Genomic DNA, 24,503 nt, shown 5'->3' with positions numbered 1-24,503 from the left:
CGTCATCCGGCCCGCCACCTCCCCTGACCAACCGACCTGACGAGGCACGATGAGCATCAGCACCCCGGGTGGCCCTGAGCGCCGCCCGACCGTGGTCAGCACCGGCAAGAAGCCGGCCGCGGGCCGGCCGGCGTCCGGCGCCAAGGCCGGCTCCGGCAAGCCGGCGGGCACTCCGCGGGCAGGTGGCAAGGGTCCCCGCAAGCCGATCGCCCCGGTCAAGGTGAGCCAGGGCCGGGCCTGGGGCCCGATCGCTCTCTTCGTCGCCGTGGGCGTGCTCGCGGCCGGCATCATCGGCTACGGCGCCTGGGCGTCGTTCCAGGGCGCCAAGCCGTGGGACAAGCGGGCGAACGCCATCGACGGCATCGTCAACATCCGCAAGTCGGACCCGGAAAGCCTGAAGTACGAGTCGCACAAGTCCGGCCCGCTGACCTGGAAGGTCTCGCCGCCGGTGGGTGGGGTGCACAACGCCGCCTGGCAGAACTGCATGGGCGAGGTGTACGACGCCCCGATCGCCAACGAGCACGCGGTGCACAGCCTGGAGCACGGCGCGGTGTGGATCACCTACCGCCCGGACCTGCCGAAGGACCAGGTCGACAAGCTCGCCGGCAAGGTGCGTGGCGTCGAGAAGACGATGATGAGCCCGTACGAGGGCCTGGACAAGCCGATCTCGCTCCAGGCCTGGGGCTTCCAGCTCAAGGTCGACAACGCCGACGACAAGCGGATCGACGAGTTCATCAAGGACCTGCGCGTGAACGCCTCCGTCGAGGGCCCGACCGCACTCTGCAACCAGGGTGTCACCGCCACCGGCACCACGCCGCGTGACCTCGACGCCCAGATGCCCACCCAGTAAGGACGGCGATGACTGCTCCCGCCACGACCGACAGCGAGCACGACGAGGCTCCGGTCGCCCCGGATCGGGGCGACCGCCCCGCGGCGCGGCGCTACGGCGTACTGGCCCTGGCCGCCATGCTGGTGGTGGGCCTGCTCCTCGGGTACGCCGGCGGCCTGCTCACCCCGGGCCTCACCCGGCCCGGTGACACCTCGGTCGAGGCGGGCTTCGCTCGGGACATGACGACGCACCACACCCAGGCGGTGGAGATGAGCCTGACCGCCTACCGGTCGGCGACGCTGCCCGGGGTACGGCAGATGGCCGTGGACATCGCCACCGGGCAGCAGGGCGAGATCGGCGCCATGCAGACCTGGCTGCGGGAGTGGGAGCTGAGCCCGACCGGGTCGCAGCCTCCGATGTCGTGGATGTCCGACGGGGCGACCGTGAAGAACGGGCTGATGCCGGGGATGGCGACCCCGCAGGAGATGGCCGGGCTGCGCGACGCCCAGGGCGTCGAGGTCGACCGCCAGTTCCTGACCCTGATGATCAACCATCACCTCGGCGGCATCCACATGATCGACGCGGTGCTCGGCGAGACCGACAACGCCGAGGTGCTTCGGGTGGCGCGCACCATGAAGGCCACCCAACAGAACGAGCTGAACAACCTCCGGCAGCTCCAGGCGCAGGCCAAGGGCTGATCCACCGTACGGGCACACCGGGCCCGCGTCATCGCCGTGAAACCGGCGGGGCGCGGGCCCTACTGATGCCCCTTGCCCCCTGTCGTCCCTTTTGGGCGCTTTGGTCGGTCCAACCGATTACGTTGCTTAGAGAGTTTTCTCCACACATATCGTGACCAGTTGCGATTCGGGCTCGTTGCCCAAGACGTGGGGGTTGCACTCAGAGACGCACGGCGTTCGGTCACCAGCTGGTGCCGGCGCCACACCATCGGCGGTGACGGGGCGGTGGCAGCCGTCCGTCGCGGACAGCGGCAGGGCGAGCCGGGAATGCTCAGCCGCGAACAGGAACTCGAACTGATCGACGTGCTGCGGGGCGTCCACCCCGACGAGTTCGGCCTGGACGAGGAGCTGTGGACGCGGCAGAGCCTCACCGCGCTCATCCAGCGCCGGTTCGACCTGCCGCTGGACGCGGGCGCGGTCGGGGCGTACCTGCGGGCCTGGGGGTTGGGTCCGCGGGAGCCGCGCGAGCGCGCCTGCGGGCTCTGCGTCAGCGCGGTCGAACGCTGGGTACGCAGCGAGTACCCGACGATCACCCGGTCCGCCCAGGAGCACCTCGCCGAGGTCTACTGGATCGGCCGGGTGCGGCTGCGCGGCACCATGCCGGCGGCCGACGTGATCTCCGCCGTCTCGTCCCGCGGCCGGGTGCGCTTCATGATCACCACACCGACGGTCGACCCGCCACTCCCTCGCGACTTCGTGTTGCGACTCAGCGGCGAGGAGCAGCGCACCGTTCACCTGATCGTGGACGGCTCGTGGCCGCGCAACGAGTGGCCGCGCCGGCCTCCCCGGCGGATCGTGCTGCACCCGCTGCCCAGCTGTGGCCGGGCGGTCGCGGCCTGACCGTCCGTTTCGGGCGGCCGGGCGGCCCCGTTTCGGGCGGCCGGGCGGCCTGACCACCAGGGGCATCGGGCAATCGGCGACACGATCGGGGCACCGGATACCGATTCGGCGTTCGTGATGGAGGTTTGCTAGTCTTCTCCAGTCGCTGAGCCCCCGTAGCTCAGGGGATAGAGCACCGCCCTCCGGAGGCGGGGGCGCAGGTTCGAATCCTGCCGGGGGCACCAAAGAACACCGAAGCCCGGGCCGTCGGCCCGGGCTTCGCCGCTTCCCAGGCCCGCCAGACCGCACGCCGAGCCCAAGATCGCGCTCGATGCGGGAAGGGGTGGCCTCGCCGCGTCGATGATCCCACTGCTTCCTGGATCGAGCGCGATCCTCCCGGGCGGGGCGCGCTCGGCGCTGGGGGACGCCCTGGTATCTGTTAACAACCCTTGATATTAAGCTTCACGAACGTCAATATGTGGAGGTCGCGGGTCGTCGAAGCCTGGGGAGTGAGCCATGAGAAGCCGTCGAATTTTCGCAGTGGCAGCCGGAGCGGCGATGACCGTCGCGGCCGCCGTCGCCTTCGTCCCCACCAGCATGGCCGCCGTGTCGTCGGCGGACGCCGCCGTGCTGGTCGCCTGCACCGCGCCGGCCTGGGCCGAGGGCAACACCTACCCGGCGGGCGGGCAGGTCACCTACGGCGGTCGGCTCCACCAGGCTCTGGTCACCCACACCGCACACCCCGGCGCCGGCTGGAACCCGGCCGCGACCCCGTCGCTGTGGCGTGACCTGGGCGCGTGCTCGGGAGGCACCCCGCCACCGACCACACCTCCACCCACCACGCCGCCACCGACCACGCCGCCACCGACCACGCCGCCACCGACCACGCCGCCGCCGACCACCCCGCCACCGACCGGTGGGACCTGTGGGGTGAAGTCGCGGCCCGCCGGCAAGGTGCTGCAGGGCTACTGGGAGAACTGGGATGGCGCCTCCAACGGCGTGCACCCCGGCCTCGGGTGGATCCCGATCACCGACAGCCGGCTCAGCCAGCACGGCTCCAACGTGATCAACGCGGCTTTCCCGGTGATCCGCGCGGACGGCACGGTGCTCTGGGAGAACGGCATGGACGCTGGCGTGAAGGTGGCCACCCCGGCCGAGATGTGCCAGGCCAAGGCCGCTGGCGCCACCATCCTGATGTCGATCGGCGGGGCTGCGGCGGGCATCGACCTGAGCTCCAGCGCGGTCGCCGACCGCTTCATCGCGACGATCGTGCCGATCCTGACGGCCTACCACTTCGACGGCATCGACATCGACATCGAGACCGGCCTGACCGGTAGCGGCAACATCAACACCTTGTCCACGTCGCAGGCCAACCTGATCCGGATCATCGACGGAGTGCTGGCCCGGATGCCGTCGAACTTCGGCCTGACCATGGCGCCGGAGACGGCCTACGTCACCGGCGGCAGCGTGGTCTATGGCTCGATCTGGGGTTCGTACCTGCCGATCATCAAGAAGTACGTGGACAACGGCCGGCTCTGGTGGCTGAACATGCAGTACTACAACGGCAGCATGTACGGCTGCGCGGGCGACTCGTACCCCGCCGGCACCGTGCAGGGCTTCACGGTGCAGACGCAGTGCCTGAACAACGGCCTGACCATCCAGGGCACCACCATCCGCGTGCCGTACGACAAGCAGGTTCCGGGCCTGCCCGCGCAGACCGGTGCGGGCGGCGGCTACATGTCGACGTCGCTGGTCACGCAGGCGTGGAACTCCGTACCCGGCATCAAGGGTCTGATGACCTGGTCGGCGAACTGGGACGGGTCGAAGGGCTGGACGTTCGGCGACAACGTGAAGCGTCTGCAGGGACGCTGAAAGCGCATCACCCCAGCTGATGGCCTCCGCGGGAGCGCCCTCGCCCGCGGAGACCACGGCTCGTCGGGGCGTACCGTCAGCCGGCTTCGCGGCGGGCGCGGGCTCGGCGCTTCCCCTCGTGCATGGCCTGCACCCGGGCCACCGGGATGGTCCGCCCCTCGGCCACGAGGTCGGCGGGCAGCGGCTGCGGCGCCGGCATCGACGCGGCCCACGGGTCGGCCCCGGCCACCAGAGCCGGCACGGTCCGGATGGTGAAATCGGCCGGGGTCACCTCGGTCAGGTCGGCCCAGTCGACCGGAAAGGAGACCGGCATCCCGGGGCGCAGCCGCGGGCTGTACGCGGCCACCACGGTCGCCCCACCGGCCCGCGTGGCGTCCACGAAGACCCGGCCGCCCCGGTCCTCCCGGATGAACGCCGTGGTGGCCAGCGCCGGGTCCAGCCGCTCGGCCCGGGCGGCCACCGCCCGGGTGGCGGCGGCCAGCTCCTCGGCCGTGGGGCCGTCGGAGATCGGGACGAAGACGTGCACACCCTTGGCACCACTGGTCTTGACGGCCCCGGACAGGCCGGCGTCGGCGAGCGCCTGGCGAACCAGCAGCGCGGCGCCGACCGCCGCGGCGAACCCGTCCCCCTCCGGCGGGTCCAGGTCGAGCACCAGGTGGGTCGGGCGGTGCAGGTCCGCCGCGGTGGCCAGCGTCGGGTGGTACTCCACCGCCCGCTGGTTGGCGAACCAGAGCAGGGTGCGCCGGTCGTCGCAGAGGGCGTACGAGACCTCCCGGTGTGACGCCTCGGCCCAGACCGGCACCCGGCGGACCCAGTCCGGGGTGTAGCGGGGCAGATTCTTCTGCATGAACGGCGGCTGGCCGGGGCGGACCCGGATCACCGACAACGGCCGGTCCCGCAACTGCGGGAGGATCCGGTCCCAGACCGCGTCGAGGTAGTCGACCAGGTCGCGCTTGGTCGCGTCGTCGCGGTCGGACAGCGGCTGGTCGAGGTTGGTCAGGGCCACCCCGTCCCGGGTTTCGTCAGCCTCGCTCACCCGCTCACCCTCCCGGCCCCGACGCCGTCGGTCAACTGGACGCGGCGCTTCGCTGCCGCTCGATTCCGGCGCGCGGCGCGGCGCGCCGGGCACCCGGCAGCGTGGTCAGCGCGACCAGCAGCGCGGCGACCACCAGGGCGGCGGCGACGGTGAACGCGATCCGGTAGCCGCCGGCCAGTGCTGCCACCTCGGCCCAGCCGGCGGCCCGCAGACCCTCGGTGCGCGTGGCGGCCAGGGTCGCCAGCGCGGCCAGCCCGACCGCCCCGCCGACCTGCTGGGTGGTGTTGGCCAGCCCGGACGCCAGCCCGGCGTCCGCGTCGGTTGCGCCGGCCATGGCGAGCGTGGTGACCGCCGGCAGGGTCAGGCCACCGGCCACCCCGAAGATCAGCATCGCGGGAAGCACGTCGGCGAGGTAGCCGCCGTCGGCGGGCAGCCGACCGAGCAGCAGGAAACCGACGGTGGCCAGGCCGAGCCCGGCCAGCAGCACGGCCCGGGCGCCCCACCGGGCGATCAGCCGACCGGCCAGGCCCAGCGACACCACCGCGATCACCACCGGGGTGGGCAGGAAGGCCCAGCCGGTCGCCGCCGCGTCCAGCCCGAGAACCAGTTGCAGCTCCACGGCGAGCAGGAACTGGAAGCCGAAGTACCCGGAGATCATGAGGAACTGCACGGCGTTCGCCGCGACCAGGCCGGGGACGCGCAGCACGCGGGCCGGCAGAAGCGGGACGGGCGCCACCCGCTGGCGGACCGCGAACCCGCTGAGCAGCAACGCCGCGAGCGCCGCCGCGCCGAGGGTCCGCGGGCTGGTCCAGCCGTGCTCACCGGTCCCCACGATGCCCAGCACGGCGGCCATCAGTCCGGCGGTGGCGAGCAGCGCGCCGGGCAGGTCCAGGCCCGACCGCAGGCCGATGCCCCGCTCGGCGGGGAGCCGGCGGACGGCGGCCAGCACGATGGCCGCCCCGATCGGCAGGTTGACCAGGAAGATCGACCGCCAGCCGGCCAGCTCGGTGAGCACCCCACCGGCCACCGTGCCGACCGACGCCCCCGCCGCCCCGGTGAAACTGAAGACGGCGATCGCGCGGGCCCGCTCGGCCGGCTCGGGATAGAGCCGGACGATCATGCCGAGGCTGACCGCCATGGCCAGCGCGCCGCCGACACCCTGGCCGAAGCGGGCGCCGACCAGGACGGCCGGCCCGGTGGCCAGCGCGCAGGCCAGCGAGGCCAGGGTGAACAGCGCGATGCCGGCCAGGAAGATCCGCCGCCGGCCGAGCAGGTCGCCGAGGCGGCCGGAGAGCAGCAGCAGCCCGCCGAAAGCGACCAGGTAGGCGTTGACCACCCAGGCCAGGCCGGCGGCGGTGAAGCCCAGGTCGCGTTGCACGGCGGGCAGCGCCACCGCGACGACGCTGCCGTCCAGGATGATCATCAGGCTGCCGGCGCAGAGCACGAGCAGCGCCGGCCAGCGGGACGGGACCGAACGGTCCATCGGAACGCCTCCTTGGTGCATGGTTTGTTACCGACGCCATCGTCTGTGACCATGAGTGAGGGCGGAAGGAGGCACTGTGATGTCCCAGAGGAACAGCGATGTGTCCGCGCTGGTCGAGCTGACCTGCGCGCCGGGGAACGTGCCGTTCACCACAGGTCAGGCCCGGGCGTGCACCGTCCGCGAGGTGCTCGACCGGGTCGGCGGCAAGTGGAGCATCAGCATCCTGGTGTCCGCCTCGAATGGCCCGGTGCGCTTCACCGAACTGGAGCGGCACATCGAGGGGATCAGCCGCCGGATGCTCACGCTGACCCTGCGCAACCTGGAACGCGACGGCCTGCTGCACCGCACGGTCTATCCGACCGTCCCACCCAAGGTCGAGTACACGGCGACCCCGATGGCGTTGGAGCTCTACGAGTCGCTGGTGGCGCTGACCAGCTGGGCCGAGCGGCACCGCCGGGGCATCGCCGAGGCGCGGACCAGGTACGACGCGGAGCACGCCGGTTAAACCGGGCCGGGGTGTGGGGAACGCCACCGTGGCAATCTGACCGATCGGTCAGGGTCTGACCGATCGGTCAGGCATGCTGGTCTGCGGGAGGTGGACCGGTGATGGCCAGAGCGGTGTCCGAGACGCACGGCGAGATCCTCGCCGCGGCGGCGCGACGGTTCGCGGTGACCGGCTACCGGGGCACCTCGTTGCAGGACATCGCCCGCGAGGTCGGCTGCTCCAAGGCCACCGTGCTCTACCACTTCGCCAACAAGGAAGCCCTGCTCGCCGAGCTGATGGCCCCGGCCATCGCCGTCCTGCAGGAGCTCGACGACCGGCTCACCGGCCTGACCGGCGGGGCCGCCCAGCAGGTCGCCGCCGCGGGCTTCGTCGACCTCGCGGTGCGCTTCCGGCGGGAGATCGCGCTGCTCCGCGGCGAGTTCCCGGAGCTGCTGGCCCAGCCGGCCTTCGCGCACATCCAGCAGATCTCCGAGCGCCTGCGGGACGCCTTCGCCGGGCACTCCGACCGGCCAGGCGCCCGGATCGCCGCGCTGGTGCTGCTCGCCGGCATTTCCGAGGCGTGCGCCGAGTTCGTCGACGTTCCCGACGACGAGTTGCGCCCCGCCCTGCTCGCCCTCGTCCGGCGGGCCGTCGAGCCCGTCGAGTCCCCCCTGCCCCAACCACCCACGACCGAGGACAAGGAATCCTGATGGCCACCCTGCTCTACCGGCTCGGCCGGGGCGCGCTGCGTCGGCGACGGCTCGTCGTCGCGCTCTGGCTCGTCGTACTCGTCGTCGCCGGCCTGGCCGCGGCGACCCTGCGCGGCCCGACGGCGAGCAACTTCACCATGCCCGGCACCGAGAGCCAGCGGGCGCTCGACCTGCTCGCGCAGCAGTTCCCCGCAGCCAGTGGCGCCACCGGCACCATCGCGGTCAAGGCACCGGGTGACGGCCAGTTGGCCAGCCCGCAGGGCCAGGCCGTGGTGCAGGAGATCGTCCAGCAGGCATCGACACTGCCCGGCGTGGTCGGCGCCGTCGACCCGTTCCAGGTCGGCGCCGTCTCGCCCAACGGCCGGTACGCGCTGGTCCAGGTCCAGTTCGCCACCGGAGCGGACGAGGTGACCGACGAGCAGAAGACCGCGTACGAGCAGGTCGGCGCGGCGGCCGAGGCGCAGGGCTGGCAGGTCGCCCCGGGCGGCGAGGTGCTGGGCGGTGAGCCGGAGATCGGCTCCACCGAGGCGCTCGGTGTGCTGGTCGCCGCGATCGTACTGATCATCACGTTCGGCTCGCTGGTGGCCGCCGGCATGACGATGCTCAACGCCCTCATCGGCGTGGGCGTCGGCATGGCCGGCCTGTTCGCGCTGAGCAGCGTCGTGCAGTTGACCAGCACCGCGCCGATCCTGGCGCTGATGCTCGGCCTCGCGGTCGGCATCGACTACTCGCTGTTCATCACCTCCCGGCACCGGCAGAACCTGCTCGACGGCCTGTCCCCCGAGGAGGCGGTCGGCCGGGCCGTGGGTACGGCCGGCTCCGCCGTGGTCTTCGCGGGCGCCACCGTCGTCATCGCCCTGGCCGGGCTCGCCGTGGTGGACATTCCGTTCCTCACCGTGATGGGTCTCGCCGCCGCCGGCACGGTCACCGTCGCGGTGCTCGTCGCCATCACCCTCCAGCCCGCGCTGCTCGGCTTCGCCGGTCGCCGGGTGCTTCCCCGCCGGCTGCGCTCGGTCACCGCCGACAGCATCCCGGCCGACGACACGGACGCCGACCGCCCGGCTACCGCCACCGCGCGGTCCGAGGACCGGTCCGGCTTCGGCTTCCGCTGGGCGCGGCTGGTCACCCGGTTCCGCGTACCGGTCATCCTCGTCGGCCTGCTCGGCCTCGGAGTCCTCGCGCTGCCCACGCCGGACATGCGGCTGGCCCTGCCGGACGCCTCCACGGCGGCCGCCGGCTCGCCCGCCCGGGTGTCGAACGACCTGACCACCGAGGGCTTCGGTGCGGGCTTCACCGGCCGCCTCGCGGTGGTGGTCGCGGGCGACACGCCACAGGCCACCTCGGCCGCGGTGCCGCAGGTCACCGCGCTGCTCCAGCGCACCGACAACGTGCTCGCGGTGGCGCCGGCGCAGCTCAGCCCGGACGGCCGGACCGCCCTGCTCGGGGTGGTGCCGAAGACCGGCCCGACCGACGAGGCCACCGAAACCCTGGTGCACGACATCCGTGCCTCCGTGGGCGGGATCCGCGACGCGGACGTGCTGCTCACCGGCGTCACCGCGATCGGCATCGACGTCTCCGAGAAGCTCTCCGACGCGCTGCCGGTCTATCTGCTGCTGGTGGTCGGGCTCTCGGTGCTGCTGCTGATGCTGGTGTTCCGTTCGCTGCTGGTGCCGGTCAAGGCCGCGCTGGGCTTCCTGCTGACCGTCGCCGCCACGTTCGGCATCACGGTGGCGGTCTTCCAGCAGGGGCACCTCGCCGACCTCGTCGGCCTGGACACCCCGGGCCCGCTGATCAGCTTCCTGCCGATCCTGCTCATCGGGATCCTGTTCGGGCTCGCGATGGACTACGAGGTGTTCCTGGTGTCCCGCATGCGGGAGGACTTCGTGAACGGCGAGTCGGCCCGGCAGGCCACCATCAGCGGCATGGGGCACGGCGCCCGGGTGGTCACCGCCGCCGCACTCATCATGATCTCGGTCTTCGGAGGCTTCGCCTTCCTGGAGGATCCGGTGATCAAGTCGATGGGCTTCGCGCTCGCCGTGGGTGTGGCCATCGACGCCTTCGTGGTGCGGATGACCATCGTTCCCGCAATAATGTCGCTGCTCGGCGACCGCGCCTGGTGGCTCCCGCGCTGGCTCAACCGCGCCCTACCGAACGTCGACATCGAGGGTGAAGGCCTGCGCGCGAAGCTCACGGACCGCACCCCGGCCGGCGTCTGACCCTCCCGCTGCCCGGCCCGGTCAGACGCCGGCGGGGTAGGTCTCCATCTCGCCGGAGACGGCCGGGACGGGCAGCGGGTGCAGGGCGGTGGTCTCGTCGCACCAGATGAAGGCGTCGTAGCGTTCGCCGAGTCGGGTGGGCACGTAGTTGCCCCAGGACTCGAAGGACGGGTCGTAGACCACTCCGATCGCCCGGTGGTCCGCGGTGCCGGTGACCCAGCCCGGCTGGTCGTCGCCGCCGAAGACCAGCACCGCCCGCTCCGGCATCAGCTGGTGCAGCCGCCGCTCCACCGATCCCTCCCGGGCCGGCGGGACGACCATCGCCTCGGCCGGTGACCCCCATCGGGGGGCGGCGATCGCCGTACCCCGGTAGCTGCCGAAGCCGATCAGCGCCACGGCGTCGTCGCCGTGCCGCTCCCGGGCCAACTGGCCGATGTTGATCATCCCGTCGGTGACCATGTCGGTGGCCCGGGCGTCCCCGACGTGGGTGTTGTGCGCCCAGACGATCCCGCGGGCGTCCGGGCCGTACCGGTCCAGCAGCCGGTCCAGGGTGTCCTGCATGTGGATGTCGCGGATGTTCCACGAATCCGGTCCGCCGGTCACCATCGCCCGGTAGTAACGCTCCGCGCCGGCCACCACCTCCGCGTTCTGCCACGCCGAGAAGCGGTCCGGGCCGTCGGAGAGTGCCTGCTCCCGGGTCCTGGCCAGCAGTCGCACCACCTCCTCCTCGCACCGGGCGGAGACGAACCGGCTGGCCGCGCCGTACTCCTCGACCCGCTTGCCGTACGGCTCGAAGCACCGGTACGCGTCCTGCGCCGCCTCCAGCGAGGTCGGATCCTCCTCCCCCAGATAGTCGAAGATCGCCTGCATCGACTCCCAGAGGCTGTACACGTCGAGCCCGTGGAATCCAGCCCGTTGGCCCTCCGCGCGCTCCAGGTTCCACGCCCGCAGCCAGCGGCAGAACCGAGCCACCTCGGCGTTGGCCCACATCCAGGTCGGCCACCGCTCGAACCGCTCGAGCGCCGCCTGCGGGTCGAGAGCGCCGCCCGGCGCACCGGTGACCGAGCGGTGCACCCGGTCACAGTCCGGCCAGTCGCCTTCGACGGCCACGAACGAGAAGCCGCACTCCGCGATCAGCCGGCGGGTGAGCTGCTCGCGCAGCCGGTAGTAGTCGTAGCTGCCGTGGGTGGACTCGCCGATCATCACCACCCGGGCGTCCCGGACGCGCTCCAGCAACGGGTCGAAGTCGCTCGGCGCGCCGAGCCGCTGAACCAGCATGTCCGCGGCTACCCGGCGGCCGCTCCGACAAACCGTCGGCGCGCCGCCGGGCGACACGCCGTCCGCCGGCCGCCCGGCCGACCGGTGTACGCGTACGACGAGCGGGTAGCCGGCCGGCATGACCGTCACCGGGATTCAGTTGCAGGAGTACCTGGCCGGGCTCGACTACCCGGTCTCCCGCGAGGACCTGGTCCGCTGGGGCCAGGAGAACGGGGCCAGCACGGCGATGTTGCAGATGTTCCAGGCGTTGCCGATGGAGCAGTTCGAGTCCCCGGACGAGCTGAACGCGGCGCTGACAACCCTCTCCTGACCCCGCTGCGGTCAGCGGGCGTGCAGCAGTCGGAAGAGGACCAGCCACTGCTCCGGCCAGACGTACCCGACCGGGGTGTCCGGCGCCGTCCGGGTGGCGCGCAGCGCCGCGGCCACCCGGGCCGGCGGGTGGTGCCGGCGCAGGGTCGCCGCCAGCGAACCGCCGACGCCCTCGAAGCCCACCGCCACCAGCCTTCGGTACGCCGGCAGGGCGGCCCGGGGCAGCAGCGGCTCCGCCCGTCGGTCGATCCGCAGGATCCCGGCATCCACCGCAGGCACCGGCCGGAACGCGGTACGCGGCACCCGCCCGGCAAGCCGCCAGTCGACCTCCGGCCAGGTCGACACGGTGAGCCGGGTCCACCGGCCGTAGTCGCCACTGCGGCGACGGGCGTACTCCAGCTGGGTGAGCAGGGTGGCCGAGCGCAACCGGGGCGCGGCCAGGCACCACCACACCACCGCGGACGTCAGCGACCACGGGATGTTGCCGACCACCGCGAACGGCTCCGGTGGCGGCTCGGCGGCGAGGAAGTCGGCCTGCCGGTGCTCGACGTTGGGCAGGGCCGCGCAGACGGCAACCAGCTCCCGGCCGGCGGCCGGGTCCACCTCGTACGCCGTCAGTCGCCCGCAGCGGGCGGCGAGCGGTCGGGTCAGCTGGCCGCGACCGGCGCCGACCTCCAGCAGGAGCCCGTCCGGATCGGGGTCGGCCGCGCGGACGAGCCGTGCCACCGCGGCCCGGTCGACGAGAAAGTTCTGGCTGAGTACGCGACGGGACCGGTCGCGTTCGGTTGGTCGGAAGTTGCGGGGCGCCACGGGTCGTCGTCCTGTCTGTCGCCGTTCGGCGACGGGCTGGACAGGCAGCCGGGATTCCGGGCCTGTCCGAGTGGATCGGGACTCGGACGGCCCTGGACGATGACACGGGTACGCGAAGGTGCGGCGGCGACGGGGCGGCAGCCCCGTGCGGCGGCAGGAATGAGCCGATCAGCAGCGGCGGGGCTCAACCCCGGCGCACCGCGGAGATGGACCGATCAGCGGCGGGTCGCGTCCCGGCCGGCCAGGGCCGGACGCCGGACTCGCGGGCGGGACACCAGCATCGGGCCCCAGGCGGCCGGCGTACCGACCCCCTCGATCAGGGCATGCGTAAACATCCCGCCACCCTAACCAACCCCCCACGTCAACCCCACCGATTAACGCCCACCCGCCCCCGCCGCCCGGTGATCAAGAGGTTTGCGTCACGACACGCCGCGCCGGTTGACGCAAACCTCTTGATCAACAGGCGGCGGGGGCGGGGTGCGGATGGGGGGTTACGGGAGGGGGATGGTGCGGGATTCGGCGCGGGCGGTTTCGGCGGCGGCGAGAATGGCGACGACCTCACGGCCGAACCGGACGTCGCAGCGGTGGTCGCGGGTGCCCGCCCGCACCTGCTCCACGAGCTGGTCGATCGCCACACCGAACGCCGTGGCCGGGTCGTTGTCGCCGACCGGGACGGTCTCGATGCCGTTCTCGCCGTAGAACACGAACTCGCGGGTCATCGACTCGCTCGGGGCGTCCAGGGAGAGCGAGGCGCTGCTGGTGGCGCCACCGTCGTGGGTGAGCAGCAGGTGCACCATCCCGCTCGGTCCGTCCATCGCGGCCACCCGGGTCACCCGACCCAGCACCGGCAGGATGATGGAGAGCGCGTGCGGGGCGATGTCCCAGAGCGCGCCGTGCTCCCGGCGCCACAGCGAACCGCCGTACGGGCTGCCCTCCTGGAAGATCGAGGCGAACGCGACGGTCCGCCCGTGCTGCCAGCCCCCGGCGGCTGCGGTGGCGGCGAGGAACGCGGTCACGTTCGGCTGGAACCGCTGGGTGAAGAAGACGACCGAGGCGACCCCCGACGCCTCCGCCGCCGCGACCACCCGGTCGGCGTCCTCGACGGTCAGCGCCAGCGGCTTGTCCAGCAGCAGGTGCCGGCCGGCGGCGGCCGCCCGGGTCGCGATGTCGGCCTGGATGTTCGGCGGCAGCGCGACCGCGACCGCGTCGCACACCTCGAGCAACGCGTCGACGTCGGCGTACGCCGGCACCCCGTACCGCTCGGCCAGCGCGGCGGCCCGCTCCGGGTTGCGCCCCCAGACGCCGACCAACTCCGCGTCCGGGTGTGCGTGCAGCGCCTTCCCGTGCGTCTCGATCGCCCAGTGACCGGTGCCGAACAAGCCGAACCGCAGCACGTGTACCTCCGCCGTTTCCCCGCACCGCGACGACGCCACGGGCGTGATCCACGCTAGTCGCCCCACCAGCCGTGACGGCGGCGGGTCGACCAACCCCGAGCCCGCAGGTTCCGGTCTCCGCCCGGCCGGCCATGGCCCGGCCGCTCGACAGCGGTGGCGGAGGACAGCGAGGCAGGGTCGCCGACGTACTACGACGGTTAGTAGGCTGTGCCGGTGACCGAGGCAACGACCGGGTGGGGCCGATGACCAGTGCGGCAGCGGCCAACTCGCCGGTGGACGGGATTCTCGCGACGGCGTCGATCGTGCTGTCGTTGCTCGTCGCGGTGTGGGCACTGGTGGCGGCGGTACGCCACCGGCCACCGGACCGGGTGCAGTTCGCCGGCCTGGCCGTCCTGGAACTGGCACTGCTCGCGTTGAGCGTGCTGGCGCTGGTCGCGGTCGGCGGCGGGGATCGGCCCGGCGAGCCCGGCGCCTTCTTCGGCTACCTCGTCACGCTGGTCTGCCTGCCGCCGCTGGCCTGGGTGCTGGCCCGGATGGAGCCGACCCGCTGGGGTTCGGCGATCGTCTGCGCGGTCTGCCTGGTGGCCCCGGTGGTGGTCGTCCGATTGCAGCAGACCTGGGAGGTCATCGGTGGTTGAGACACGACCGGCCCGGCGCGCGACGAACACCGGTCCGGGCCGGCTGCTGATCGCGGTCTACCTGCTCTTCGCCATCGCGGCGACCAGCCGGGCAGGCCTGCAGATCGCCACGAGGTTCGACGAGGCGCCGGTGGCGTACCTGCTCTCCGCGCTGGCCGCGCTCATCTACATCGTCGCCGCGGTGGGGTTGGCCCGTGCCGGGCACACCGGCCGACGGGTCGCGCTGGCCTGCTGTTCACTGGAGCTGGTCGGGGTGGTCGCGGTCGGCATCCTGAGCCTGGCCGACAAGGAACTCTTCCCCGACGAGACGGTCTGGTCGCAGTTCGGCAGCGGGTACGGCTACATCCCGCTGGTGCTGCCGGTGCTCGGCCTGTTCTGGCTCTGGCGCACCCGCCGCGACCCCGCCTGAACGACCCGCGCACACGTCGAGGGCGCTCCCTCGTGCATGGAGCGCCCTCGACGGGTACGGGTCAGTTCCGCGGGCCGCCGGCCACGTAGATGACCTGGCCGGAGACGAATCCCGCCCCCTCGCTGGCCAGGAACGAGATGGTGTGCGCGACGTCCTCCGGCCGGCCCGGGCGACGTACCGGGATCTCGGCGGCGGCGTGCTTCTGGAGGTCCTCGAAGTCCACCTTCATCCGGGCGGCGGTGGCGGCGGTCATGTCGGTGACGATGAAGCCGGGCGCCACCGCGTTCACGGTCACCCCGAACGGTCCCAGCTCGATGGCGAGGGTCTTGGTGAAGCCCTGGAGACCGGCCTTGGCGGCGGCGTAGTTCGCCTGGCCCCGGTTGCCCAGCGCGGAGGTGCTGGACAGGTTGACGATCCGCCCCCACCTGCGGTCCACCATGTGCTTCTGGGCGGCCTGGCTGAACAGAAACGCGCCACGCAGGTGCACCCCCATGACCGTGTCCCAGTCGGCGTTGGTCATCTTGAACAGCAGGTTGTCGCGGAGCACCCCGGCGTTGTTGACCAGCACGGTGGGCGCGCCCAGCTCGGCGGCGATCCGCTCCACGGCGGCTTCGACCTGGGCCCGGTCGGAGACGTCGGCGCCGACGCCGAGGGCCCGGCCGCCGGCACCGGCGACGGCGTCCACGGTCTCCTTGGTGGCCGCCTCCTCGATGTCGACCACGGCGACGGCCATGCCGTCGGCGGCCAGCCGGCGGGCGGTGGCCGCACCGATACCGCGTGCGGCTCCGGTGACGATGGCGACGCGGGGCTCCTCCGACATGATTACCTCCGGGTAACTTGGCTCGGTCGGTGGAGCTTAACCCGTCCCCACCGAGCCCCGACAGAGCCGGATCCAGCGGTAGCCGTAGCCGGAGAGCTTGACCGCGCCGAGCTTGCCCAGCTCTCCGTAGCCGCGGTCGGCGAGCACGTCGTTCGGCAGGTCGGCCTCCGCCTCCAGGGTGCTCAGGTCCACCTCGACGTCGTCGGCGCCCAGGTTGTGCAGGAAGACCATCGTCCCGGTCGGCCCGTCCGCCCGGTGCGCCAGCACCCCGGCCGGCGCGGGCACGTCGATGTGGGTGGTCGAGCCGGAGCCGACCTCCGGTGCCTCACGCAGCGTCCGCATCATGCGTTCGAACCAGGCGAGCAGCGACTTCGAGTCACCGCGCTGGGCCGTGACGTTGACCCTCTGGTAGCCGAACTCACCCTTGTCGATCACCGGGCGGACCAGCTTCTCCGGGTCCGCTGTGGAGAAGCCGGCGTTCGGCTGGTACGACCACTGCATCGGGGTACGGATCGCCTCCCGGCCGGGCAGCGACAGGTCCTCCCCCATCCCGATTTCCTCGCCGTAGCGCAGCACCGGCGTGCCGCGCAGCGAGAACTGGAGGGCGTACGCCAGCTCGATGCGACGCCGGTCGTTGCCGAGCATCGGGGCAAGTCGGCGGCGGATGCCCCGGTCGTAGATGCGCATGTTCTCGTCCGGGCCGAACTGCGCGTACACCTGGTTGCGCTGTTCGGTGGTGAGCCGGGACAGGTCGATCTCGTCGTGGTTACGCAGGAAGGTGGCCCACTGCCCACCGACGGGCAGCGTCGGGGTGTCCCGCAGCGCCTCGATCAGCGACTCCGGATCCTGTCGGGCGAGGGCCAGCATGAGTCGACCGTTGAGCATGAAGTCGAAGAGCATGTGGATCCGGTTGCCGGAGCCGCCGGCGTCACCGAAGAACGTCGGCAGCTGGTCCGGCTCGACGTTCGCCTCGGCCAGCAGGACCGCGTCGCCGCGCCGCCACTGCACGTGCTGGCGCATCTCGGTGAGGAACTCGAAGTCCTTCGGCGAGTTCGGGTTGCCCGGCTCGGTCAGCTCGATGATGAACGGCACCGCGTCCATCCGGAAGCCGGAGACGCCGAGCTGGAGCCAGAACGACATGACCTTCTTGATCTCCGCCCGGACCTCCGGGTTGGCGAAGTTGAGGTCCGGCTGGAACTTGTAGAACCGGTGGTAGAACCACGCCTTGGCGGTGCGGTCGTAGCTCCAGGTCTCGTTCTGCTCACCGGGGAAGACCATGCCCTGGTGCCGGTCGGCCGGCTCGGTGTCGGACCAGACGAACCAGTCGCGGTACGGCGAGTCCGGCGACGAGCGGGCGGACTGGAACCACGGGTGCTCGTCGGAGGTGTGGTTGACGACCAGGTCGATGATCACGCGGATGCCACGGTTCTGCGCCTGGTGCAGCAGCTCCGCGAAGTCGCCGAGGGTGCCGAAGCGCGGGTCCACGTTGTAGAAGTCCGTGGCGTCGTAGCCGTCGTCGCGGTTGGGTGACGGGTGGATCGGGTGCAGCCACAGGCAGGTCACGCCCAGCCGGGCCAGGTAGTCCAGCCGGCCGATCAGCCCACGGATGTCACCAACCCCGTCGCCGTCGGAATCGGCGTACGTGTCGATGTCGAGGCAGTAGACGACGGCTTCGGAATACCAACGGTCACCCATGCCGGAGGAACTTCTCCCGTGGATCGGCGCGGCAAACCCGGCCGACGGGCGGCGGAGCCGGGACGGTCGCTTCCGGCCGGTACCGTGCCGGTCATGGAGATCGACCTCGTACCGCCGAGCGAACCGTTGGACTGGGCCCGGGGCGGCTGGCTGTATCCGCCGGTCCGCGCCGAGGAGAGCCCGGCCGGCGAGTTGGTCGTCGAACCGGCGGCGGAGAGCGACCTCTGGCGGCGGACCAGCTACGGGTTCGTGCACGACAACGGCCCCGCCCTGCTCGCCCCGCTGCCGGTCGGCAGCGCCATGGAGGTGAGCTTCCGGCTCGACCTCACCGGGCAGTTCGACCAGGCCGGTGCGCTGGTCCGGGTGGACGAGCGCAACTGGATCAAGGCCGGTGTCGAGGTGAGCGACGTCGAACTCCAGCTCGGCGCGGTGGTGACCCGGGAGTTCTCCGACTGGTCGGTGGCACCGGTGCCGGAGTGGGCGGGCCGGGAGGTGACGGTCCGGGTCAGCCGGGCCGGCGACGCGCTGACCGTCCGGGCGCGGATCGACGACGAACCGTGGCGGCTGGTCCGGCTCGCCCCGCTGGACCCGACGGCCGAGGCCACGGCCGGGCCGTTCTGCTGCGCGCCGGTCCGCGCCGGCCTCACCGTGGTGTTCACCGGCTGGCGGCAGGGGCCGGCCGACACCGCGCTGCACCCGGAGCACTGACCGGCACGGCGAGGTGGCCCGGCTCACCGGCAGGTGTGGCCGGGCACCGATCGGGTATGACCATCCGATCCCCCCGGCCGCCGACCCGGAAGGACCGACCATGGCGCTCGCCCAGAATGTCGACCCGACCAGGTTCACCGGGTTGACCGGCTGGGTGGCCACCGTGATCGAGGGGATGGGGCCGGTCGGTGTCGCGCTGCTGGTGGCGCTGGAGAGCATCGTCCCGCCCATTCCCAGCGAGATCGTGCTGGCGCTCGCCGGCTACCTGGCCAGCGAGGGCCGGTTCAACGTGGTGCTCGTGGTGGTGGCCGCGACGGTCGGCTCGCTGGCCGGCGCGCTGGTGCTCTACTGGCTCGGCGCGGCGCTGGGTGAGGAGCGGCTCAAGCGCTGGCTGGACCGCATCCCGCTGGTGGACGCCGACGACCTGGAGAGGGCCGACCGCTGGTTCGAGCGGCACGGCCGGTGGGCGGTGCTGATCGGCCGCGTCGTGCCGGTGGTCCGCAGCCTGGTCTCCGTCCCGGCCGGGGCGAACCGGATGCCGCTGGGCGAGTTCATCCTGCTCACCACGATCGGCAGCGGGGTGTGGAACGCCCTCATCGTCGGCGCCGGTTACGCGCTCGGCAGCCGCTGGCAGGACGTCGAGCGGTACAGCGACTGGTTCAACTACGCGATCGTCGCGGTCTTCGTCGTCATGGTGGTCGGCTGGGTGATCCGCAAGGTCCGCCGTCGCCGGACGCGCGACGACCGGCGGTCGGTGACCGCCGGTCGCTGATCCGCGTGCCCGCTCAGCCGAACTGGGCGTTCAGCGGCGGAAAGTGAACCAGTTGACGTTGACGAAGTCGTTGGGCTGCCCACTGGTGAAGGTGAGGTAGACGGTGTGCCGGCCGGTCACGCCGCTGACGTTGCCGGGCACCGAGCGCCAGCTCTGCCAGCCGCCGGTGTTGCCGATCGCGAAGCTGCCGATCAGCGCGGCGGTCGGGCTGTCCAACCGCACCTCGACCAGACCGCTCACCCCACCGCCGGCCCCGGAGGCCACCCGGGCCACGAAGTCCCGGGGCACTGCGGAGCCGAACTCGACGCCGTCGTAGCGCGCCCAGTCCCCGTTGCGGAGCGCGGCGATGTTCTGCCCGCCCTCGGCGCACGCCTCGACGAGCACCCCGTTCTGCCCGTTGAACGCCTCGGCCTGGATCTGCCCGTACGCGTCCCTGCTGCCGCCGGGCGGCGGGGTGGTGGGCGGCGGGGTGGTCCCGCCGCCGCGGCGGTACACCGCCACGTAGTCGACCAGCATCGGCCGACCGGGGACGGTCGCCGCGGTCGGCGTGCCGCTGCCCGCCACCCCGTTCGGGAACGTCCCGCCCATCGCCACGTTGAGCAGCAGGAAGTAGCCGGCGTGCGAGGTCATCTGCGACCAGGCCGGCTCGCCGACCCGGCTCTGCGTGACGGTGTGGTAGAGCTGCCCGTCGACGTACCAGCGCAGTTGCTGCGGGCTGATGGAGACGTCCCACTCGAACCGGTAGGTGTGGAACGCGGACTGGCAGCTCGCGCCCGGGCAGGCCCGGGAAGCGCCGATGCCGTTGAACTCGTCGCACGGTCCGCCCGGCGCGACGCCGCAGTGCAGCACTCCCCAGACCGAGTTGATGCCGTTGACGTTCTCCATCACGTCGAACTCGCCGATGCCCGGCCAATTCTGATAGTTGCCCCGGTAGGGTGCGCCGAGCGCCCAGAACGCCGGCCAGTAGCCGGCCGCCGCGGCGCCGGTGACGTTCGGCATCTGGATCCGGCCCTCGATGGCCAGCACACCGCCGGCCAGGGCCTTGAAGTCGCTGCGCACGGTCTCGATCCGGGCGGAGGTCCAGCCGCCCCCACCATCGCGCAGCGGCGTGATCCGCAGGTTGCCACCACCGTCGTGGCTGACGTTGGCGGTGCTGGCGGTGTAGTTCTGGATCTCTCCGGTGCCCCAGTTGGCCGGGCCGCCGGGGTAGTTGTGGCCGGTGTCGATGATCCAGTTGGCCGGCGACGGCAGGGTGCCGACGGCGCCGGTGAAGTCGTCGCTCCAGACGGTGCTCCAACCGGCGGCGGGGGGCGGCACGGCGGCCTGCGCGGTCACGGTGATCCCGGCCAGGGCGGTGGTGGTGGCGACGAGCAGGACGGACGCCAGCATCCGGCGTCGGACGGGCGGGGCGGCGATGGCCGCCGGAGGAGGTGACATGGATGTGCCTCTCTGCGGGGACGGGTCGAGAGAGCGCTCTCTCAGAGTTGTACGTCCCAACGAAACAGTTGTCAACGTCGATCTATATCGGCGCGCGCCGGAGTGGCCTGCGGCCGGCGGAGCACCACCTGCTCCAGTGCCGACCAGGCGGTCGTGGTCACCAGGTAGATGACCGCCGCGAGTGGCAGCACCAGCGCCACCAGCACCGTCGTGAACGGCAGCAGGGGCAGCAGCCGACCGAGCGTCGCCGCACCCGGGCCCTCGGTGGGCGTACCGGCCACCGTGCCGACCGCCGCCGACGCCCGGCGGGCCCGCCGCGACGACCACCAGGCCAACACCAGCAGCGCCGCCAGCAGTACGGCGAAGAGCGGACCGGCCGCCCCGGCCAGCCCGTCGCCGAGGTGGTGGCCCAGCGGCACCCCGGCCAGCCGCTCCTGGAGCAGCCCGGTGCCGCCCTCACTCGTGGTGAACAGCCGGTACAGCACCAGCAGGAACGGTGCCTGGAGCAGCAACGGCAGGCAGCCGGCGATCGGGTTGGCGCCGGCCGAGCGGTACAGCCCGAACAGTTCGCTCTGGAGCTTCGTCGGGTCGTCGGCGTACCGCCGCTGAAGATCACGGACCTGCGGGGCGAGCGCCGCGCGGCGCCGCTCCCCGCGGACCTGGGCGACGGTGAGCGGCGAGATCAGCAACCGCACGGCGATGGTGAGCAGCACGATGGCGGCGGCGGTCGCCATGCCGCCGGCCAACGGTTCGAGCAGATCGGTGAGCCAGGACAGCGCGGTGCCGGCGGCGCCGACCACGCCGGTCAGAGGTGCGAAGGCGAGCATGGGAAACCCCTCGGTCCGATTCCGGTGGGTCCTCCCCCGGCGGCGTCCGCCCGACGGGAGAACCGATGACGGCGGGATCGGCCGCGCGGCGGCGTCGCGCTACGCGGCCGAGGGGTGCCCGGGTGCGCGGGGGCGGGGCCGGCCGGCCGCGTCGGGGTCGACCTGCCGGGGCACCCGGCGACCACGGGAGCGGGCCCGCAGCCCGGTCCAGCGCCGGGCGACGCCCGGCACTCCCGAGCGACCGGGCACGCGCGCCGCGAGCAGCACGGCGAGCAGCACCAGGGCGGTCAACGCGACGCCGGCGAGCAGGTCAGCCGGGCGCAGCGCGAGCAGGGTGAGCTGCGCGAACGTGGAAATCCACGCAACCCCGAGAAGCCCCACCGGTACCGGCACGGGTTCAGCCTAGGGCCCGGTGTCACGCCAGCCGATCGAATCGCGGCCACCCGTCGGCACGTGGGGGGCGAACCCGGCGGCGGCCGACACGCGGTGCGCGACGCGCGGTGTCCGCCCGACACGCGGTCCGACGCGCCGTCACCACGTTTCCCGCCATCGCCACGGTGGGTAACCAAACGACCGACCGACGCGGACGGACCGCGACCGGCAGGAACGGACGGTGGTGGCGATGACCGGCCAGGTGGCGGAGGTGCCCAGCGGGACGACCGCGGGGACCGAATTGCTCACCGTGGGTGTCGAGGAGGAGTTCCTGCTCGTCGACCCGCACACCGGGGCCGCGGTACCCGCCGTCGACCTGGTCCTCGAACAGGTGCCGGCGGAGCTGCGCGGGCAGGTGGAGCGGGAGTTCCAAACCAGCCAGATCGAGATTGGCAGCCCGCCCGGCCTTGAGCTCTCCTCGATCCGGCACTCCCTGACCGTGCTGCGCGGGGCGCTCGCCGACGCCGCCGAGCGGGCCGGCGTACGGCTGCTGGCCATCGGCACCGGGCCGGTCGACGGTCCGGTGCCGCCGGTGGTCGACAAGCCCCGCTTCGACCGGATGATCGAACGGTTCCGGCTGCTCGTCCCGGGTCCCGGCAACAACGGCATGCACGTGCACGTGGGTGTCCCCGACCCGGAGACCGGCGTGCAGGTGCTCAATCACGTCCGGCCCTGGCTGCCGATGCTGCACGCCGTGACCACCAACTCCCCGTTCGCCCGCGGCGAGGACACCGGCTACGCCAGCTGGCGCTCGGTGGAGTGGGAACGCTGGCCGTCGGTGGCGCCGACGCCCTGGCTGGAGTCGCACGAGCACTACGAGCGGCTGATCCGCCAGTTGATCGCCAGCGGGGTGATGCTCGACGAGGGGATGCTCTACTGGTACGCCCGGCTGTCGGCGAAGTACCCGACCGTGGAGCTGCGGATCGGCGACGTCTGCCCGTCGGTGGACGACGCCGTGCTGGTCGCCGCGCTGGTCCGGGCCCTGGTGGCCACCGCCATGTCGGACGTCGAGGCCGACCGACCCGCGCTGCCCACCGACCACCACCTGCTGGTCGGCGCACACTGGCGGGCCGCCCACGACGGCCTGGAGGGCGACGCCGTCGACGTCACCACCGGCGAGCTGCGCCCGGCGTGGGAGCTGCTGGACCGGTTCGTGGAACGCATGCGACCGGCGTTGGAGCAGCACGGCGACTGGGCCGAGGTGACCGACCTGCTGAGCGTGCTGCGCCGGCACGGCAGCGGCGCGGGGCGGCAGCGGGCGGTGTTCGCCCGCACCGGACGGCTGATTGACGTGGTGCAGGACGTGGCGCGACAGACCCGCGGCTGATCACCGCGTGACAGGATGGTCCCGTGGCGCAACGACTGATCGTCATCGGCGGGGACGCCGCCGGCATGTCGGCGGCGTCCCAGGCCCGACGCCGCCGCGTCCGTGACGACCTGGAGATCGTGGTCTTCGAACGCGGCCACTTCACCTCCTACTCGGCGTGCGGCATCCCGTACTGGATCAGTGGCCTGGTGCCCGGCCCGGAGCATCTGATCGCCCGGTCCCCGGAGACGTTCCGCACCGAGTACGCCATCGACGTGCGGATACGCCACGAGGTGACCGCCATCGACCTGGAGCGCCGCGAGGTTGTCGCCCGGGACCTGGAACAGGGCGGCGAGGTCCGCGAGCGCTTCGACGAGCTGATGTACGCCGCCGGCGCGATGCCGGTGAAGCCGCCGTGGGCGGACACCGACGCGGGCGGCGTGTTCGGCATGCAGACCCTCGACGACGGGGCCGCGCTGCGCGACTGGCTGGACAGCGAGCCGCAGCCGCGCCGGGCGGTGGTGGTCGGTGGCGGGTACATCGGCGTCGAGATGGCCGAGGCCCTGATCCAGCGCGGCCTCTCCGTCACCCTGGTCGAGGCGGCCGACCAGCCCATGGCGACCGTGGACGGCGACATGGCCGAGCTGGTCGCCGACGCGATGCGCGGCCTGGGCCTCACGATCCGCACCGGCCTGCGGGTGACCGGCCTGGAGCAGCGCGACGGCCGGGTCTCCGCGGTGGTCACCGCGGAGGGGCCGATCCCGACCGACGTCGTGGTCCTGGGCCTGGGCGTACGCCCCAACGCCGCCCTCGCCGAGGCGGCCGGGCTGCCCATCGGGCCGACCGGCGCGATCCGGGTGGACCGCCGGATGCGGGTCCCCGGCATGCCCGGTATCTGGGCGGCCGGCGACTGCGTGGAGACGCTGCACCGGGTCAGCGGGATGCCGGTGCACATACCGCTGGGCACGCACGCCAACAAGCAGGGCCGGGTGGCCGGGATCAACATCGGCGGCGGGTACGCCACCTTCATGGGCGTGATCGGCACGGCCGTCACGAAGGTCTGCGACCTGGAGGTGGGCCGGACCGGCCTGCGCGAGCGGGACGCCACCGCGGCCGGCTTCGACTTCATCTCCGTGGTCGCCGACTCGACCAACCGGGCCGGCTACTACCCCGGCGCCCGGCGGATGACCGTCAAACTGATCGCCGAGCGACCCAGCGGTCGACTGCTCGGCGCGCAGATCGTCGGCTGGTCCGAGGCGGCCAAACGGATCGACACGCTGGCCGTGGCGCTGTGGAACGGCATGACGGTGGACGATATGACGGCGCTCGACCTGGGCTACGCTCCGCCGTACGCGCCGGTGTGGGACCCGGTGCTGATCGCCGCCCGAAAAGCCGTCGACGTGCTCGCCGCCGTCGACCGCTGACCCGCGCCGCCCGTGGAGGACCCCCCCGTGACGCAGACCCCGACCCGGCCGACCGCGC

At 72.5% G+C, this 24,503-nt stretch carries 23 protein-coding genes, 1 tRNA gene and 2 pseudogenes; 16 read left to right on the top strand and 10 right to left on the bottom strand.

What is annotated here, in order from left to right:
- The first annotated feature begins 49 nt into the window (after positions 1 to 49).
- The 5 genes from ACFYPS_RS20035 to ACFYPS_RS20015 all read left to right on the top strand — a co-directional run bounded on the left by ACFYPS_RS20035 (position 50) and on the right by ACFYPS_RS20015 (position 4,257).
- Positions 50 to 850 (top strand): DUF3105 domain-containing protein, encoded by an 801-nt coding sequence (locus ACFYPS_RS20035; protein ID WP_354963824.1) that lies wholly within the window; start codon positions 50 to 52, stop codon positions 848 to 850.
- An 8-nt stretch (positions 851 to 858) separates the two neighbouring features.
- A complete protein-coding gene (locus ACFYPS_RS20030; RefSeq protein ID WP_354963823.1) occupies positions 859 to 1,527 on the top strand; it encodes a DUF305 domain-containing protein in 669 nt (222 codons plus the stop codon).
- 186 nt (positions 1,528 to 1,713) lie between these two features.
- The gene (locus ACFYPS_RS20025) at positions 1,714 to 2,406 is read left to right on the top strand and encodes a winged helix-turn-helix domain-containing protein (RefSeq protein ID WP_354964011.1); all 693 of its coding nucleotides are present in this window, start codon (positions 1,714 to 1,716) and stop codon (positions 2,404 to 2,406) included.
- Between the two features lie 149 nt (positions 2,407 to 2,555).
- Positions 2,556 to 2,630, top strand: a tRNA-Arg gene (locus tag ACFYPS_RS20020).
- 271 nt (positions 2,631 to 2,901) lie between these two features.
- The gene (locus ACFYPS_RS20015) at positions 2,902 to 4,257 is read left to right on the top strand and encodes a carbohydrate-binding protein (protein WP_387326023.1); all 1,356 of its coding nucleotides are present in this window, start codon (positions 2,902 to 2,904) and stop codon (positions 4,255 to 4,257) included.
- A 76-nt stretch (positions 4,258 to 4,333) separates the two neighbouring features.
- Here ACFYPS_RS20015 and ligD read toward each other — a convergent pair whose 3' ends face one another.
- Positions 4,334 to 5,293 (bottom strand): non-homologous end-joining DNA ligase, encoded by a 960-nt coding sequence (ligD, locus tag ACFYPS_RS20010; protein ID WP_354963821.1) that lies wholly within the window; start codon positions 5,291 to 5,293, stop codon positions 4,334 to 4,336.
- 31 nt (positions 5,294 to 5,324) lie between these two features.
- The gene (locus ACFYPS_RS20005; RefSeq protein WP_354963820.1) at positions 5,325 to 6,776 is read right to left on the bottom strand and encodes an MFS transporter; all 1,452 of its coding nucleotides are present in this window, start codon (positions 6,774 to 6,776) and stop codon (positions 5,325 to 5,327) included.
- A gap of 76 nt (positions 6,777 to 6,852) precedes the next feature.
- Between ACFYPS_RS20005 and ACFYPS_RS20000 the strand changes: the two genes are divergently transcribed.
- The 4 genes and pseudogenes from ACFYPS_RS20000 to ACFYPS_RS19985 all read left to right on the top strand — a co-directional run.
- Entirely contained in the window at positions 6,853 to 7,281 is a 429-nt protein-coding gene (locus ACFYPS_RS20000; protein WP_354963819.1) for a helix-turn-helix domain-containing protein, read from the top strand.
- A gap of 101 nt (positions 7,282 to 7,382) precedes the next feature.
- The gene (locus ACFYPS_RS19995; protein WP_354963818.1) at positions 7,383 to 7,970 is read left to right on the top strand and encodes a helix-turn-helix domain-containing protein; all 588 of its coding nucleotides are present in this window, start codon (positions 7,383 to 7,385) and stop codon (positions 7,968 to 7,970) included.
- A pseudogene (locus ACFYPS_RS19990) lies at positions 7,970 to 9,037 on the top strand (MMPL family transporter); the annotation flags it as partial. The gene ACFYPS_RS19995 and the pseudogene ACFYPS_RS19990, both read left to right, overlap by 1 nt.
- A gap of 6 nt (positions 9,038 to 9,043) precedes the next feature.
- Positions 9,044 to 10,186: pseudogene (locus ACFYPS_RS19985) on the top strand (MMPL family transporter); the annotation flags it as partial.
- Between the two features lie 21 nt (positions 10,187 to 10,207).
- On the opposite strand, the gene ACFYPS_RS19980 reads toward ACFYPS_RS19985, so the two are convergent.
- Positions 10,208 to 11,464 (bottom strand): erythromycin esterase family protein, encoded by a 1,257-nt coding sequence (locus ACFYPS_RS19980; RefSeq protein ID WP_354963816.1) that lies wholly within the window; start codon positions 11,462 to 11,464, stop codon positions 10,208 to 10,210.
- A gap of 118 nt (positions 11,465 to 11,582) precedes the next feature.
- On the opposite strand from ACFYPS_RS19980, the gene ACFYPS_RS19975 reads away from it, so the two are divergent.
- A complete protein-coding gene (locus tag ACFYPS_RS19975) occupies positions 11,583 to 11,774 on the top strand; it encodes a DUF2795 domain-containing protein (protein WP_354963815.1) in 192 nt (63 codons plus the stop codon).
- An 11-nt stretch (positions 11,775 to 11,785) separates the two neighbouring features.
- Here the strand turns inward: ACFYPS_RS19975 and erm are convergent, their stop codons facing one another.
- Both erm and ACFYPS_RS19965 read right to left on the bottom strand, forming a co-directional pair.
- The gene (gene erm, locus ACFYPS_RS19970; protein ID WP_354963814.1) at positions 11,786 to 12,583 is read right to left on the bottom strand and encodes an ErmE/ErmH/ErmO/ErmR family 23S rRNA (adenine(2058)-N(6))-methyltransferase; all 798 of its coding nucleotides are present in this window, start codon (positions 12,581 to 12,583) and stop codon (positions 11,786 to 11,788) included.
- A 491-nt stretch (positions 12,584 to 13,074) separates the two neighbouring features.
- Positions 13,075 to 13,977: a Gfo/Idh/MocA family oxidoreductase gene (locus ACFYPS_RS19965; RefSeq protein WP_354963813.1), complete on the bottom strand. Its 903-nt coding sequence runs from the start codon at positions 13,975 to 13,977 to the stop codon at positions 13,075 to 13,077.
- 242 nt (positions 13,978 to 14,219) lie between these two features.
- Between ACFYPS_RS19965 and ACFYPS_RS19960 the strand changes: the two genes are divergently transcribed.
- Both ACFYPS_RS19960 and ACFYPS_RS19955 read left to right on the top strand, forming a co-directional pair.
- Entirely contained in the window at positions 14,220 to 14,615 is a 396-nt protein-coding gene (locus ACFYPS_RS19960; RefSeq protein ID WP_354963812.1) for a hypothetical protein, read from the top strand.
- The gene (locus ACFYPS_RS19955) at positions 14,608 to 15,024 is read left to right on the top strand and encodes a hypothetical protein (RefSeq protein WP_121657381.1); all 417 of its coding nucleotides are present in this window, start codon (positions 14,608 to 14,610) and stop codon (positions 15,022 to 15,024) included. The genes ACFYPS_RS19960 and ACFYPS_RS19955 overlap by 8 nt, the downstream gene beginning before the upstream one ends.
- 61 nt (positions 15,025 to 15,085) lie before the next feature.
- Here the strand turns inward: ACFYPS_RS19955 and fabG are convergent, their stop codons facing one another.
- Complete coding sequence (gene fabG, locus ACFYPS_RS19950) at positions 15,086 to 15,844, bottom strand: 3-oxoacyl-ACP reductase FabG (RefSeq protein ID WP_354963811.1); 759 nt, start codon at positions 15,842 to 15,844, stop codon at positions 15,086 to 15,088.
- A gap of 36 nt (positions 15,845 to 15,880) precedes the next feature.
- Positions 15,881 to 17,539, bottom strand: coding sequence for an alpha-amylase family protein (locus tag ACFYPS_RS19945; protein ID WP_354963810.1), 1,659 nt, complete (start codon positions 17,537 to 17,539; stop codon positions 15,881 to 15,883).
- A 93-nt stretch (positions 17,540 to 17,632) separates the two neighbouring features.
- Between ACFYPS_RS19945 and ACFYPS_RS19940 the strand changes: the two genes are divergently transcribed.
- Both ACFYPS_RS19940 and ACFYPS_RS19935 read left to right on the top strand, forming a co-directional pair.
- Positions 17,633 to 18,247 (top strand): DUF1349 domain-containing protein, encoded by a 615-nt coding sequence (locus ACFYPS_RS19940; RefSeq protein WP_354963809.1) that lies wholly within the window; start codon positions 17,633 to 17,635, stop codon positions 18,245 to 18,247.
- Positions 18,248 to 18,347: 100 nt separating this feature from the next.
- Complete coding sequence (locus tag ACFYPS_RS19935; RefSeq protein ID WP_354963808.1) at positions 18,348 to 19,019, top strand: DedA family protein; 672 nt, start codon at positions 18,348 to 18,350, stop codon at positions 19,017 to 19,019.
- Between the two features lie 30 nt (positions 19,020 to 19,049).
- On the opposite strand, the gene ACFYPS_RS19930 is transcribed toward ACFYPS_RS19935, so the two are convergent.
- From ACFYPS_RS19930 to ACFYPS_RS19920, 3 genes are all read right to left on the bottom strand, one after another.
- Positions 19,050 to 20,456, bottom strand: a complete 1,407-nt coding sequence (locus ACFYPS_RS19930) for a carbohydrate-binding protein (protein ID WP_387326013.1) — start codon at positions 20,454 to 20,456, stop codon at positions 19,050 to 19,052.
- Positions 20,457 to 20,527: 71 nt separating this feature from the next.
- Positions 20,528 to 21,283 (bottom strand): membrane protein insertase YidC, encoded by a 756-nt coding sequence (locus tag ACFYPS_RS19925; protein ID WP_354963806.1) that lies wholly within the window; start codon positions 21,281 to 21,283, stop codon positions 20,528 to 20,530.
- Positions 21,284 to 21,382: 99 nt separating this feature from the next.
- A complete protein-coding gene (locus tag ACFYPS_RS19920; RefSeq protein WP_354963805.1) occupies positions 21,383 to 21,676 on the bottom strand; it encodes a DUF6412 domain-containing protein in 294 nt (97 codons plus the stop codon).
- A gap of 229 nt (positions 21,677 to 21,905) precedes the next feature.
- Between ACFYPS_RS19920 and ACFYPS_RS19915 the strand changes: the two genes are divergently transcribed.
- Together ACFYPS_RS19915 and ACFYPS_RS19910 are read left to right on the top strand one after the other, a co-directional pair.
- Positions 21,906 to 23,042 (top strand): glutamate--cysteine ligase, encoded by a 1,137-nt coding sequence (locus ACFYPS_RS19915; RefSeq protein WP_354963804.1) that lies wholly within the window; start codon positions 21,906 to 21,908, stop codon positions 23,040 to 23,042.
- A 23-nt stretch (positions 23,043 to 23,065) separates the two neighbouring features.
- Positions 23,066 to 24,445, top strand: coding sequence for an FAD-dependent oxidoreductase (locus ACFYPS_RS19910; protein ID WP_354963803.1), 1,380 nt, complete (start codon positions 23,066 to 23,068; stop codon positions 24,443 to 24,445).
- Positions 24,446 to 24,503: the final 58 nt, after the last annotated feature.

It is taken from the genome of Micromonospora sp. NPDC005087, assembly GCF_042872965.1.
Classification (GTDB): Bacteria; Actinomycetota; Actinomycetes; order Mycobacteriales; family Micromonosporaceae; genus Micromonospora.
This window is presented reverse-complemented; position numbering and strand designations above follow the sequence as displayed.